The following is a 13,917-nucleotide window of genomic DNA, read 5'->3' as shown; positions in this document are numbered from 1 at the left end:
ACCGAGTCGTTCCCATCGTTCCGAGAGGTTGTTCGTGTCGGCCAGCACATCCCGTACGCTCCCGTCCGAGATCGCCGAATCCGAGTCTCTGATGGCGCTCATCGAGCAGGGTAAGGCCCAGGGCCAGATCGCCGGCGACGACGTGCGTCGGGCGTTCGAAGCGGACCAGATTCCGGCAACCCAGTGGAAGAACGTTCTGCGCAGCCTCAACCAGGTCCTCGACGAGGAGGGTGTGACGCTGATGGTGACTGCCGCTGAGGCGCCCAAGCGCACCCGTAAGAGCGTCGCAGCCAAGAGCCCGGCGAAGCGTACTGCCACCAGGACGGTCGCCACGAAGGCGACTCCTGCCAAGAAGACCGTAGTGCCCACGGCCCCCGCCCCCGAGGTGGTGGTCGAGGCCGAGACCACGGTGGAGCCATCGGTGGACGCGGAAACACCAGCCAAGAAGGCACCCGCGAAGAAGACCGCCGCCAAGAAGACGGCTGCCAAGAAGGCCCCCGCGAAGAAGGTGGCGGCGAAGAAGACCGCGGCCACCGGCTCCGGCGAGGACGAGGCAGTCGAGGCGGAGGAGCTGCTCGAGGACGCCGCGCCCGGCAAGGGCGGAGAAGACGAGACCGAGAAGACGGAGTCCGAGAGCTTCGTGCTCTCCGACGACGACGAGGACGACGCGCCTGCCCAGCAGGTCGCCGTCGCCGGTGCCACCGCCGACCCGGTCAAGGACTACCTCAAGCAGATCGGCAAGGTCCCGCTGCTCAACGCCGAGCAGGAGGTCGAGCTCGCCAAGCGGATCGAGGCCGGCCTGTTCGCCGAGGACAAGCTGGCGGCGGCCGACAAGCTCGCGCCCAAGCTCAAGCGTGAGCTCGAGATCATCGCCGAGGACGGCCGCTGGGCCAAGAACCACCTGCTGGAGGCCAACCTCCGGCTCGTGGTCTCGCTGGCCAAGCGCTACACCGGCCGCGGCATGCTCTTCCTGGACCTGATCCAGGAGGGGAACCTGGGCCTGATCCGTGCGGTCGAGAAGTTCGACTACACCAAGGGCTTCAAGTTCTCCACGTACGCCACGTGGTGGATCCGGCAGGCGATCACCCGTGCCATGGCCGACCAGGCGCGGACGATCCGCATCCCCGTCCACATGGTCGAGGTCATCAACAAGCTGGCCCGCGTCCAGCGGCAGATGCTCCAGGACCTGGGCCGCGAGCCCACCCCGGAGGAGCTGGCCAAGGAACTCGACATGACCCCCGAGAAGGTCATCGAGGTCCAGAAGTACGGCCGCGAGCCCATCTCGCTGCACACCCCCCTGGGTGAGGACGGCGACAGCGAGTTCGGTGACCTGATCGAGGACTCCGAGGCGGTCGTGCCGGCCGACGCGGTCAGCTTCACGCTTCTGCAGGAGCAGCTGCACTCGGTGCTGGACACCCTGTCCGAGCGTGAGGCGGGCGTCGTCTCCATGCGCTTCGGTCTCACCGACGGCCAGCCCAAGACGCTGGACGAGATCGGCAAGGTGTACGGCGTCACCCGCGAGCGGATCCGCCAGATCGAGTCGAAGACGATGTCGAAGCTGCGGCACCCGTCGCGCTCGCAGGTTCTGCGCGACTACCTGGACTGATCGCCGAGGATCACCACCGCAGATGCCCGGCCGGGTCACCCGGCCGGGCATCTGCGCGTTCTGCGGATGCGGCCTCCGAACGTTTCGCTGACTCTGGGTGTTCAAGGAGATCCACTGAGTCAGGAGGCCCTATGCGTTCCGTCTTTCGTGCCGTGCTGCGCTGCCGAGTCCTGGTCGCCGGGGTGGTCGCCGTGCTGCCGGCACTGGCCATACCGATGGCCGCCCCCGCCACGTCCGCCTCGGCGAACGAGGTCGTGGTGGGCGGCACCCCGACCACCACGGACCAGGAGCCGTGGGTGGTCGCCCTCGGCAGCAGGTCCCGCTTCGGCGCCGACCGCTCCGGGCAGTTCTGCGGCGGCGTGGCCGTCGGGCCGCACACGGTGGTGACCGCGGCCCACTGCTTCAGCACCGAGGCCCTCGGTGTCAGCGACTGGCACCAGCTGACGGATCTCCGCCTGATCGTCGGGCGGACCGACCTGACGGGCACCGGCGGCGAGGAGATGCCGCTGGCCGACGTCTGGGTCAACCCCGCGTTCGACCCGGCGACCAACGCCGGAGACGTCGCGGTGATCACCCTCGGCCACTCCCTGCCGGCCGGCGCGTCCATTCCGATGGCTCAGCCCTCGGACACGGCGGACTACGCCCCGGGCACCCAGGCCGAGGTCTACGGGTGGGGTGACACGACCGGCCGCGGCGACTACGCGACGTCGCTGCGCACCGCGCCGGTCTCGATCTTCGCGGACACGACCTGTGAGAAGGCGTATCCGGGGGGTACCGACGGCAGCTACCAGGCGGCCACGATGCTCTGCGCGGGCGCGCAGGGCGGGGGCAAGGACGCGTGCCAGGGGGACAGCGGTGGCCCGCTGGTCGTCGGCGGCCGGCTCGTCGGCCTGGTCTCGTGGGGGAACGGCTGCGCGCTCGCGGAGTATCCCGGCGTGTACACGCGCGTCTCTGCGGTCGCGTCACTCGTCGCGCAGCACATGTGACGTCACGTCACGATTCGTGACGCCGCGTCAGATCGTTGGGACGGTTCGTTGTCGATTCCGGGTCGCACCGCCGCTGCGGTGCGGCAGGTGACGGGCGACGAGTAACGACGGCAGCACTCACCGTCCTTCGGGAACACCTGCGGGCGGACACCCCCTGAAGGGGTCCATCCGCCCGCGGGTCCGAACTCGCCGCTGTGCGATGCGTCAGCGCTCGTCTTCTTCCGCCGACGCCGGGGTGTCGGTGAGCCTGCCGGTCTCGTCCTGTATTTCCGCTGCGATCTTCTTGAGCTCGGGCCCGAACTTGCGGCCGTGGTGGGCGCAGAAGAGCAGCTCACCACCGCTGATGAGGACGACACGCAGGTAAGCCTGAGCGCCGCACCGGTCGCAGCGGTCGGCCGCCGTCAGCGGATTCGCGGGGGTCAGAACAGTAGTCACGTCGCCTCTTCTCTACCTCGACGAGGGGTCGTACCAGCATCAACATCCAACCAGGCCGAAAACGTTCCCGCTCACGGCTTTTCCTTGGAACCGACTTCGGAGTGACTGGTTGTTACCGATTCGCGGCAGAAAGGAATGATTCACGTCGGATGTCGCGTCTGGAGCTGTTGTCCCTTTTCCCCCCGGCTGGCTGTCGGGTTGTTGGAGAGGACGTGCCCGGAGCCTAAATGGTTCATGCCTCTTTGGGAACGTGACATGTGTATCACTCGTGCGTGTTATCGAACGCATGCTCGATGAGAGCTAGGATGGGCAGTCCGGATACCGGGTCGTGGCGCAGCCTCCCTGCCCGGCCTCGGTACCCTCGTCACCGACACGACCGCCGTCCCCCGACGAAAGCCGCGGTTGACGAACGTCACACATATGGAACGAGGAGCTGCTCGCGTGACCGCCGAAACATCCGTGCCGTCGTCCGCACTGCTGACGGGTGGAGAGCGTGACGGCTCCAATTACACCGCGCGGCACCTGCTCGTCCTGGAAGGCCTCGAAGCCGTCCGCAAGCGCCCCGGCATGTACATCGGGTCCACCGACAGCCGGGGCCTGATGCACTGCGTCTGGGAGATCATCGACAACTCCGTCGACGAGGCCCTCGCTGGCCACGGCGACCGCATCGAGGTGATCCTCCACGAGGACGGCTCGGTCGAGGTCGGCGACCAGGGCCGCGGCATCCCCGTGGACCTGGAGCCCAAGACGGGTCTGACCGGCGTCGAGGTCGTCATGACCAAGCTGCACGCCGGCGGCAAGTTCGGCGGCGGCTCCTACGCGGCCTCCGGCGGCCTGCACGGCGTCGGCGCCTCCGTCGTCAACGCGCTGTCCGCCCGGCTCGACGTCGAGGTCGACCGCGGCGGCCACACCCACGCCATCAGCTTCCGCCGCGGTGTGCCCGGCATCTTCACCGAGGCCGGCCCCGAAGCGCGCTTCGAACCGGGCAGCGGTCTGACGAAGGTCAAGAAGGTCCCGCGTACCCGCAGTGGCACCCGCATCCGCTATTGGGCGGACCGCCAGATCTTCCTCAAGGACGCCAAGCTTTCCCTGGAGCACCTCCACCAGCGCGCCCGTCAGACCGCCTTCCTCGTGCCCGGCCTCACTATCGTGGTGCGTGACGAACGCGGCCTGGAGACGGAGAAGCCGGTCGAGGAGGTCTTCCACTTCGACGGCGGCATCAGCGAGTTCTGCGAGTACCTCGCTCCCGACAAGCCCATCTGCGACGTCCTGCGGCTCACCGGCAGCGGCACCTTCAAGGAGACCGTGCCCGTCCTGGACGACCTGGGCCACATGACGCCCACCGAGGTCACCCGCGAACTCGGCGTCGACATCGCGCTGCGCTGGGGCACCGGGTACGACACCACCGCCCGCTCCTTCGTGAACATCATCGCCACCCCCAAGGGCGGCACCCATGTCACCGGCTTCGAGCGGGCGGTGACCCGCACCCTCAACGAAGTCCTGCGCTCCACCAAGCTGTTGCGCGTCGCCGAGGACGACATCGTCAAGGACGACGCGATGGAGGGCCTGACCGCCGTCATCACCGTCCGCCTGGCGGAACCGCAGTTCGAGGGCCAGACCAAGGAGGTGCTCGGCACCTCCGCGGCCAACCGGATCGTGGCCGCGGTCGTCGCCAAGGAGCTGAAGGAGTTCCTCACCTCCACCAAGCGGGACACCAAGGCCCAGGCACGCGCCGTGCTGGACAAGGCCGTTGCGGCCGCCCGCACCCGGATCGCGGCCCGCCAGCACAAGGACGCGCAGCGCCGTAAGACCGCGCTGGAGACGTCCTCGCTGCCCGCGAAGCTGGCCGACTGCCGCAGCGACGACGTCGAGCGCAGCGAACTGTTCATCGTCGAGGGCGACTCAGCCCTCGGCACCGCCAAGCTCGCCCGCAACTCCGAGTTCCAGGCGCTGCTGCCGATCCGCGGCAAGATCCTGAACGTCCAGAAGTCGTCGGTCTCCGACATGCTGAAGAACGCCGAGTGCGGCGCGATCATCCAGGTCATAGGAGCAGGGTCCGGACGGACCTTCGACATCGACCAGGCCCGCTACGGCAAGGTGATCTTCCTCGCCGACGCCGACGTGGACGGCGCCCACATCCGCTGCCTCCTCCTCACCCTGTTCCAGCGCTACATGCGCCCCATGGTCGAGGAGGGCCGCGTCTTCTCCGCGGTCCCGCCGCTGCACCGCATCGAACTCGTCCAGCCCAAGAAGGGCCAGGACAAGTACGTCTACACCTACTCCGACAACGAACTCCACCAGACCCTGCTGGACCTCCAGCGCCGCAACGTGCGCTACAAGGACGGCATCCAGCGCTACAAGGGCCTCGGCGAGATGGACGCCAACCAGCTGGCCGAGACCACGATGGACCCCCGCCACCGCACCCTGCGCCGCATCAACATCGCCGACCTCGAAGCCGCGGAGCAGGCCTTCGACCTCCTGATGGGCAACGAGGTCGCCCCCCGCAAGGAGTTCATCACCAACTCGGCGGGGACGCTGGATCGATCGAAGATCGACGTCTGACCTTCGGCGGAGCGAGCACGCCGCCTGATCTACCCCCTTGCGGTCCGCAAACAGTCCGCAAGGGATCTGCCGCCGGGCCGGTGCGGGGGAGTGGCCATGCCGCTTCCCCGCACCGGCCCGTCACCTTCGTCAGGGCGGCCCGCGGGTTTCGGAAGAGCCGCTCCCCATCGACACCCGGCCGCACGCCCGGACCGGCGCTGTTGATCGACTGGTCGTGGGTTCGAGTCCCGCAGGGCCCACTGGTGGCAGGCCGGGGGTATGGCCCCCGACCTGCTCAACAACACCCGGGACGGCTCCGGTCGGCTCGGGCGCTGTTTCGTTCGGCCTCCGTGCGCTCCCCAGCCCGGCCGGGGTAGGTGTTTGCCTACCTCAGAAGTGGGTTTCGGCCCATGGCGCTTGCCGGTCCCTCACAGCAGCATGATTTCCAGGCCACAGCGCGTGGCCCGGATCACGAGACGGGGGGCGGGTATGTGGCCGTTTCCGATGTACGGGGCAGCGCCCTGGCCGGCGGGCGTGCTGGTGACGCTGACCGCGGTCTGCGCTGTGCTGGCCTTCAGGGCTGAGCAGGCGCGGGACCGGTCGGGGGGTATCGGGCGACCCGCTGGGCGGATGGGCTGGCCCGTCGTGGCAGGGCTGGTGGGCGCGGCCGCGTACGGCAGTGTGCCGGCCCTGCTGCTGGCCCTGCACAACTCCACCGGAGGGGGCGGCTACGTCGTCACCCTGCCGGAACTGGAACCCGGCGGGCTGTTCCCCGCGGCGCTGCTGATGGCCGGCCTGCTGGCCACCGTACTGCTCCCCTCAGCGCGCGCCCCCCGGCGGTGGGTGCTCCCCGCGGTCGCGGCAGTGACCGGCGAACTGCTGGAGTGGACGTACTGGCTCACCTATCCCTCCGCCGGCCGTGGGTCGACATTGCTGAACGTCATGGTGGGCTGTGTGAGCGTCCCGGTGCTCGCCGTCTTTGCCTGTGCAGCTCTGCGCTGGCCGGCGAGCGAAAGGCCCGTGCGTCTGGCCGCAGCCGACGTGCCGAGTTCCGCGCGCTGGGCCCTGCTGCTGCCCGCCGTCGTGGTGATGACCGGTGACCTGCTCGGCCTCGATCTGTGGCAGTCCGCGTCGCCGGGCACCGGGATCACGCTGGCCGTGGTCGACTACCTGGTGGGTTTGGCGCTGTTGGGGGCCGTCGTGGTCGGGCTCGTGCGGTGGCCGAGAGCGGCGGCGGCCCTGGCGGCCCTGGGACTCGTGGGGATCGGGGTGTACGACATCGCCCAGAGCGGATTCGGGCAGTCCCTGGGGGTGGTGCAGAAGTTCGGTTCCCCGCGCGGGCCGACGCCGTTGCTCCCCCTGGAGACGGCTCACCATGCGTCCGTCCTCGGCGGGATCCAGGGGACAGTGCTGCTGACCCTCGGGCTCTGGCTGCTGCCGGTGACCGTGTTGCCGCATGCCAGGCGCATGTTGGGACGGGATCCGGATCCGGCGCTGACCCGGCGGGTGCGGGAACTGTCGGAGACGCGGGCCGAGGCGGTCGGCTCCGCGGCTGCGGAACTGCGCAGGATCGAGCGGGACCTGCACGACGGCGCGCAGGGGCGCCTGGTCACCATCGGGATGAACCTCCGGGTCGCCGAGGAGATGATCCACAGTGATCCGCACGAGGCCGCCGCACTGGTCGTGGAGGCCCGCGTCGCCTCCGCGGCGGCACTGGAGGAACTGCGCGGCCTGATCCGGGGGATGCACCCGCCGATGCTGGCCGACCGGGGCCTGGGCGAGGCGGTCCGGGCACTCGCACTGGACCTGCCCCTGCCGTGCGGGACCGAGATCGATCTGCCCGAACGGCTCGCCGACCCTCTGGAGTCGGCGTGCTACTTCGCCGTCGCCGAGGTCGTCACCAACGCCGTCCGGCACGCCTCGGCGCACGAACTCCGGATCCGCATGGCCCGGGCCGACAGGGTGCTGCGCATCGAGGTCGTCGACGACGGAGTGGGCGGCGCGGATCCCGCCCGGGGCACCGGGCTGGCCGGGGTGGAGCGACGGCTGGCGGCCTTCGACGGAGTCCTGGCGGTCAGCAGCCCGCCCGGGGGACCGACGATCGTGGCCATGGAGGTGCCGTGCGCATAGTCGTCGCGGAAGACCTCTTCCTGCTCCGGGAGGGGTTGGTCAGGCTCCTCAAGGCACGCGGGTTCGAGATCGCGGCGGCCACCGACAGCGCCCCTGGCCTGCTCGGCGCGCTGCTGGACTGCCGGCCGGACCTCGCGATCGTGGACATCAGGCTGCCGCCCACCCACACCGACGACGGGCTCCGGGCGGCACTGACCGCCCGCGAACGGATCCCGGGCCTGCCGATCCTCCTCCTCTCCCAGTACGTCGAGCAGATCTACGCCGAGGAACTGCTCGCCGACCAGTCCGGAGGGGTCGGCTACCTGCTCAAGGACCGGGTGTTCAGCGACGACCAGTTCGTCGACGTGATCCGTACGGTCGCCGCGGGCGGCACGGTCATGGACCCCGAAGTGGTCACCAAGCTGCTCGGCCGCCGCGGCCGCGGCGACCGCGAACCCCTCTCGCGGCTCACCGAACGGGAACGCCAAGTGATTGAACTCATGGCCGAGGGACGCTCCAACAGTGCCATCGCGAACCGGCTCTTCATCAGTGAGAAGGCCGTGTCCAAGCACAGCACCAGCATCTTCGCCAAGCTGCAGCTCGCCCCCTCCGACGATGACAACCGCCGCGTGCTGGCCGTGCTCGCCTACCTCATGTCAGCGCCGGGCGACGGCCGCACTCCACCGAGCCACTGAGCTGATCCCCGACCGAAACCCTGCCGGGCGGGCCCGGCGCCCCCATCACCGGGCGGCCCGATGCTGCCCGGAAACCCAGTGCCGCCCAGACCCCAGGGAGGGTCCGTGACCACCACTCCGTTCATGAACCGAGAAGGAATGACGCGCCGCCGCATGCTCGGGGCCGCGCTGGCAGTCGGGGCCGCCGTGCCGCTGGGTGCCGCACACCAGGCGTGGGCGGCTTCGACCGCCCCGGACCCGGTGCCGCTCACCCTGCCCGTGCCCACCGGACCGTACCCGGTGGGCACGGTGCCCCTGCACCTCGTCGACGCTTCCCGTCCGGATCCTGCGGCCGGCCCGGGGCGTTACCGCGAGTTGATGGCCAGCGTCTGGTACCCCGCCCGCAGGACGGAGAACCTGCCGCGCGCCCCGTGGATGGCCGAGGGCGCACTGCGGGCGTTCCTCGCCGACGTCGGCTTCCCCCTCGACCCCGCGCTCGGCCCGCTCACCGCCGGGCACCTTGGCGCGCCCGTGCGCCGCACGGGCCACCGCCTCCCCGTCATCGTGTACGCGCACGGCTCGGGCAGCCACCGCAGCGACCACACCATCATGGTCCAGGAACTCGCCAGCCATGGCTACGCCGTGGTCACCGTCGACCACACCCACGACACGTTCACCGAGTTCCCCGACGGACGGGTGGTCATCCCGGACGACGTTCCGATGTACCCGAGGGATTTCGCCGCCGACCTCACGTTCCTTCTCGACTGCGTGGAGAGCCTCGCCGCCGGGCACAACCCCGACGTCGACGGCAAGGCACTGCCCCAGGGCTTGCTCGGCGCCCTCGACCCGCGGTGCATGGGAGCGTTCGGCTGGTCGAAGGGTGGCACCGCCACCGCGCTCACCATGCTCGCCGACCGGCGCGTCCGCGCCGGGCTCAGCATCGACGGCCCGATGCAGCCGACCATCACCGCTGACTTGGACCGGCCGTTCATGATGATGACCGCCGTGTTCACCCGGGCCGCCATGCCCGACGTCGAGGAGTTCTGGACTCGTCTTCGCGGCTGGCGGCTCGACATCCAGGCCGACGGGGCCATCCACAACTCGTACGGCGACAACGCGACGCTGATCCCGCAAGCGGGCAAGATCCTCGGGATGACCGAGGAGCAGATCCAGGACTGGATCGGCACCCTGGACCCGGCCCGGTCGGTACGGATCCAACAGGCCTACCCGCTCGCCTTCTTCGACCTGCACCTCCGGCACCGCCGAGGGCATCGCCTCGACGGCCCGAGCGCGGCCTTCCCCGAGGTGAAGTTCATCCCATGAAGCAGCGGCGGCCGCCGAGCCCAGCCTCCGACGCATTCGCCGGGCCACCGTCAGCCGCTCGCTCAGACGGGGCCGCCGCCCCGATGGACGCCCTTGTCACGGCGGATTCGAGAGGCGCTGCCCGGCTCTTGAAGCTGCGAGAGGGGCGCGCGTTTGCGCTGGTCATCGGCCTGATCGTGCGGGCTCGGCTGCCTTCTTTTGACAGCGGTACAGAGCAAGAGAACAGTGGAATCGACTGCGGGGACAGGGGGCGCGCGGATCGGAGGCCACTGATGTCCGCCACCGACGGCAGCCATGGCCTGGACCATGTGGTCGTGTTGATGTTCGAGAACCGGTCGTTCGACAACTTGCTCGGGCAGCTGTACCAGCCGGGCGAGGTCGCCGCATTCGAAGGTGTCCTCGGCAAAGACCTCTCGAACCCGATCCCTGGCTGGGCCGAGGAGCACTCGGGCCACCAGATCGTCCCCTACGGGACCGCCGAGACGATGGACACGCCGAACCCGGATCCGGGCGAGGAGTACCCGCACGTCAATACCCAGCTCTTCGGCGTGATCGACCCCGAGAGCAACCGGGGGGTGCTGGCAGAGGACATGGCCGCCCCGTTCAACACGCCACGACCCGGGCGCGCGCCGACGATGGACGGATTCGTCACCGACTACATCAGCGCGTTCCGGGCAGAGTTGGGCCGCCAGCCGAAGTACCGCGAGTACGCGCAGATCATGGCCGGGTACACCTCCGAGCAGATGCCGGTGCTGTCAACGCTGGCACGGGGATTCGCCACGTTCGACCACTGGTTCGCCGAGGTACCCTCGCAGACGTTCACCAACCGCTCGTTCTTCCACGCCGCGAGCGCTTCGGGCTTTGTCGTCAACGCCCCGTACCGCACCTTCCCGCTGCACAACAACGCCGAGACGGTCTTCGAGCGGCTGGAGGCGAACGGCTTGACCTGGCGGGTCTACGTGGACGCGCCGAGTTCGATCCCCTTCACCGGGCTGATCCACGGCCCGCGGCTGCGCCGGCGGTTCGCCACCCACTTCGTCACCGTGGACCGGTTCCTGGAGGACGCCGCTGCCGGCACGCTGCCCACCTACGCGTTCATCGAGCCCAACCTGTGGCACGGGCACAACGACATGCACCCGCCGGAATCCGCCCTGCTCCACGGAATGCCCTTCGACGCACCCTCGTCCCTCCTGGGCGGCGAGGCCCTGCTGGCCGAGATCTACGGTGCAGTCCGCTCGTCGAATGCGCCGGAGGGCTCGAATGCCTTCAACACGCTGCTGATGGTCGTCTTCGACGAACACGGCGGCACCTACGACCACATAGCCCCGCCCCGCGCCGTCCCCCCGGAGCCCGGCGCGCCAGCGGGGCAGATGGGCTTCGCCTTCGACCGCCTTGGCGTCCGCCTTCCCGCGATCGCGATCTCCGCCTGGGTGCCCGAACGGACCGTCGTCAACCACGTCCACCACCACACCTCGGTCATCCGCACGCTCCGCGAACGCTGGAATCTCGGCCCGCCCCTCACAGCCCGGGATGCCGACGCCCCGGACCTGTCGGCCATCCTGAGCCTCGATCGGCCACGCGATCCACAGGACTGGCCCGACATCGCTGCCCAGGCGGTCCCCGCGTTCGACCAGGACCTGGTCCCGCCCGACGCACCACTCAACCCACTGGCCACCGCCCTGTTCCACGGCTACCTCGCCCTGGTCGAGCAGATGGGCGCCAGCGTGCCGCAGATCGACGAAAGGGCTCCGCTGAAAGGCCAGGAGGCCATGGCGATCGTCCACGAGAGCGCACACACGCTTTTTCCCGGCCTGCGCCCACCGATGGCATGACCCGCTCCCCACCGAACTCCCCGCACCATCAACGGCACGCGGTTGTGACCGAACAGGCGGGGCGCCGGCGCGTGGGCGTGGCTAGTCTGGTGCTCGGGGAGCTCGCCGGAGACTGGGGGGATCTTGAGCGATCTGACAGCGGACACGAAGCGCATTCGTGACTGTTCACGCGAACTGCAGCGGATCTACGACGAGTTCACCGGTCACGCCAATCCTGCCGACGGTTACTCCCAGGCTGAGCTGGGAGACTCCCGGATCACCGGCGCGTTCCACTCCTTCGGCAGCAACTGGAAGATCCACCGGGAGCACCTGGCCGACCAGATCCGCACGCTGGGCATGGCCACCGAGGACGCCGCCGACACCTATGACGGCGTGGACAAGGCGCTGGCCGACGCGTTGCGGCGCGAGGACGCCGCGGCGAAGCAGCAGGGCCCGCCCGAGTGAGGCGCCCGCCCGTTCACGAGTGGGCCGTTCTCGACGAGGACGCGGACCCGATACCGGGGGACCCCGACGCCGTCGCGCTGCTCGGAACGGCACTCGGCGAGACGGCGGAGCGGATCTGGCGGCAGGCGGGTGAGATCAAGGCCCTCGCCTCGGTGGAGTCCTGGAAGTCCAAGGCCGCCGACCGTTTCCGGGACGCCGCGGACTCGGCCGAGGGCACTCTGCGCAAGGCGTACCACCGCTACCACATAGCCGCGGAGGCCATGGGATCGCAGGTACGGGAGGGGAGCGAGGCGGACTGGGCGAGCGCACTCGAACAGGCCCAGAAGATGGCGGACAAGGCGCTCAAGGACGCCCAGACCGCCGACGCCGACCACAGGGCCGCCACCACGAAGATGGCCGCGCTTCCCCAGGGCACCGACCCGTCCGATCCGACCCTCGCCGGCCTCAAGAAGCAGCAGGAGGCCGCCGCGTCGGCCCTGGGCGACGCGAAGACCGCGTTGCGGGCGGCGAAGGACGTGCGGGACAACGCGGCCAGGGCTGCCGAGCAGCGCATCCACCGGGCGATCACCCACGACGGGCTGCACGACAGCCGGTGGGACAAGGTGCGCCACTCCGTGGGCGACGCCCTGTCCGACGTCGGCCACACCTTGGAGAACGTCGGCGAGACCGCGCTCTCGGATCTCGCCTCCCTCGGCAACGCGATGGCCCACGACGCGGGCGCCGTGATGGAGGTCCTCGGGGGCATCGGGCTCGCGACGCTGGGCGCCGGCGGCGAGATCGGCGGGGTCGTCCTCGACGCCACGGGCATCGGAGCGCTTCTGGGCGTGCCTACCGCCGTGGTGTCCGCGGCGGCCATCACGGGAGGGCTGAGCCTGGCGGGCCTGGGCGCGAGCACCATCGCCCACGACGCGGCGGGTCCTGACCGGGTGAACATGACCTCCGACGGGGGTTCGGGCGGTGGAGGCGACTGGGACCCGTCGGCCACCGAGTCGCGCACGGGACCCTCGAACGAACCGAACCCCGAAGCCGCGCCACGGGGACGCCGGACCCCGATCAACGACGGCGACGCCCCCGAGAACAAGCTGGCGCTGCAGCGGGAGAACGAGTCGGCCGATACCCTGGCCAAATCGGGTTATGACGTGGAGCAGAACCCCGACATTCCCGGTGACAAGAACCCTGACTACCGGGTCGAGGGCCAGGTGTTCGACAACGTGGCTCCCTCGACGGGGAACCCCCGCAACATCGCCAGCAGGATCTCCCAGAAAGTCGAGGACGGCCAGACCGACCGCGTCGTGGTGAACCTCGCCGACAGTTCCGCGGACGTCGGGAAACTTCGTTCCCAGCTCCATGACTGGCCGATCGAAGGGCTGAAAGAGGTCATCGTCATCGACAAGCAGGGCAACGTCCTGCACCTGTACCCGTAGAACCATCGAGACGGATCACCCTGACATGGCAATCTCCCACAGCTTCAGCATCGCCACGACGATGCCGCCGGCCGAAGTCGCACGCGCGCTCAAGGCCATCGGGTCCGGCGCCGGCCTGCTCGCGGCGGCCGTGACGCCCGAGGCGCTCCTGGACCCCGGAGTCGTCTCGGAGCACGGCACCTGGATCCGGGTCGTCGCGACCCGCCCGCAGCCCTGGAGCCCGCTGGTCACCGATCTCGGCATCTCCCCGAGCGTGCGGGTGGCGTTCGTGTTCGACAAGGAGGCGGACCTGGCCGGTCAGGAGGACGACGTCATCCTGCTCGTGGCGGGACTGCTGGACCAGGTTCCCGGTGACGCCGCGCTGGAATACCACGACGAGATCATCTGGCTGCTCCGCCGCGGCGACGACCTGAGCCTGAACGAGAGGGACGACCTGTGGTCCCCGCAGCGCCTGGCTGCCGTCCAGCAGCCCTACCGCCGCGCGACGTACGCCTTTTCTGACGAGTGACGAATGACGAGTGGCGAGTGACGGTGACGAGTGAC

General features: G+C 69.6%; 11 protein-coding genes. 10 read left to right on the top strand and 1 reads right to left on the bottom strand.

All coding sequences use genetic code 11. The features are described 5' to 3' along the window. Positions 1-34 precede the first annotated feature (34 nt). Both BMW99_RS05680 and BMW99_RS05675 read left to right on the top strand, forming a co-directional pair. Positions 35-1,606: an RNA polymerase sigma factor gene (locus BMW99_RS05680; RefSeq protein ID WP_069464521.1), complete on the top strand. Its 1,572-nt coding sequence runs from the start codon at positions 35-37 to the stop codon at positions 1,604-1,606. Between the two features lie 131 nt (positions 1,607-1,737). Beyond that, on the top strand, positions 1,738-2,592 hold the full coding sequence (locus BMW99_RS05675; RefSeq protein ID WP_069464520.1) for a S1 family peptidase: 855 nt from the start codon (positions 1,738-1,740) through the stop codon (positions 2,590-2,592). A gap of 204 nt (positions 2,593-2,796) precedes the next feature. On the opposite strand, the gene BMW99_RS05670 is transcribed toward BMW99_RS05675, so the two are convergent. Next, positions 2,797-3,027, bottom strand: a complete 231-nt coding sequence (locus BMW99_RS05670) for a DUF7455 domain-containing protein (RefSeq protein WP_069464519.1) — start codon at positions 3,025-3,027, stop codon at positions 2,797-2,799. A 441-nt stretch (positions 3,028-3,468) separates the two neighbouring features. On the opposite strand from BMW99_RS05670, the gene BMW99_RS05665 reads away from it, so the two are divergent. The 8 genes from BMW99_RS05665 to BMW99_RS05630 all read left to right on the top strand — a co-directional run bounded on the left by BMW99_RS05665 (position 3,469) and on the right by BMW99_RS05630 (position 13,882). Further along, positions 3,469-5,589 (top strand): DNA gyrase/topoisomerase IV subunit B, encoded by a 2,121-nt coding sequence (locus BMW99_RS05665; RefSeq protein WP_069464518.1) that lies wholly within the window; start codon positions 3,469-3,471, stop codon positions 5,587-5,589. A 609-nt stretch (positions 5,590-6,198) separates the two neighbouring features. Further along, positions 6,199-7,698 carry a sensor histidine kinase gene (locus tag BMW99_RS39915; protein ID WP_069464517.1) on the top strand — a complete coding sequence of 500 codons (1,500 nt, stop codon included), beginning with the start codon at positions 6,199-6,201 and terminating at the stop codon, positions 7,696-7,698. After that, entirely contained in the window at positions 7,689-8,372 is a 684-nt protein-coding gene (locus BMW99_RS05655) for a LuxR C-terminal-related transcriptional regulator (protein ID WP_069464516.1), read from the top strand. Before BMW99_RS39915 ends, BMW99_RS05655 begins: the two co-directional genes overlap by 10 nt. A gap of 105 nt (positions 8,373-8,477) precedes the next feature. Beyond that, a complete protein-coding gene (locus tag BMW99_RS05650) occupies positions 8,478-9,674 on the top strand; it encodes an alpha/beta hydrolase family protein (protein WP_069464515.1) in 1,197 nt (398 codons plus the stop codon). A gap of 128 nt (positions 9,675-9,802) precedes the next feature. Continuing rightward, complete coding sequence (locus tag BMW99_RS05645; RefSeq protein WP_177226057.1) at positions 9,803-11,506, top strand: alkaline phosphatase family protein; 1,704 nt, start codon at positions 9,803-9,805, stop codon at positions 11,504-11,506. 123 nt (positions 11,507-11,629) lie between these two features. After that, positions 11,630-11,950: a hypothetical protein gene (locus BMW99_RS05640; protein ID WP_069464513.1), complete on the top strand. Its 321-nt coding sequence runs from the start codon at positions 11,630-11,632 to the stop codon at positions 11,948-11,950. Continuing rightward, positions 11,947-13,374 (top strand): CdiA C-terminal domain-containing protein, encoded by a 1,428-nt coding sequence (locus tag BMW99_RS41760; protein WP_069464512.1) that lies wholly within the window; start codon positions 11,947-11,949, stop codon positions 13,372-13,374. The genes BMW99_RS05640 and BMW99_RS41760 overlap by 4 nt, the downstream gene beginning before the upstream one ends. Before the next feature lie 25 nt (positions 13,375-13,399). Beyond that, positions 13,400-13,882: a SitI3 family protein gene (locus BMW99_RS05630; protein ID WP_069464511.1), complete on the top strand. Its 483-nt coding sequence runs from the start codon at positions 13,400-13,402 to the stop codon at positions 13,880-13,882. The last annotated feature ends 35 nt before the right edge of the window (positions 13,883-13,917 follow it).

Origin of the sequence: Actinacidiphila rubida (assembly GCF_900110255.1) — a bacterium.
GTDB classification, from domain to species: Bacteria; Actinomycetota; Actinomycetes; order Streptomycetales; family Streptomycetaceae; genus Actinacidiphila; species Actinacidiphila rubida.
This window is presented reverse-complemented; position numbering and strand designations above follow the sequence as displayed.

Excerpts from the sequence above, each read along its gene's own strand:
- BMW99_RS05675 (WP_069464520.1), top strand. The coding sequence starts at position 1,738 with ATGCGTTCCGTCTTTCGTGCCGTGCTGCGCTGCCGAGTCCTGGTCGCC.
- BMW99_RS39915 (WP_069464517.1), top strand. The coding sequence starts at position 6,199 with ATGGGCTGGCCCGTCGTGGCAGGGCTGGTGGGCGCGGCCGCGTACGGC.
- BMW99_RS05630 (WP_069464511.1), top strand. The coding sequence starts at position 13,400 with ATGGCAATCTCCCACAGCTTCAGCATCGCCACGACGATGCCGCCGGCC.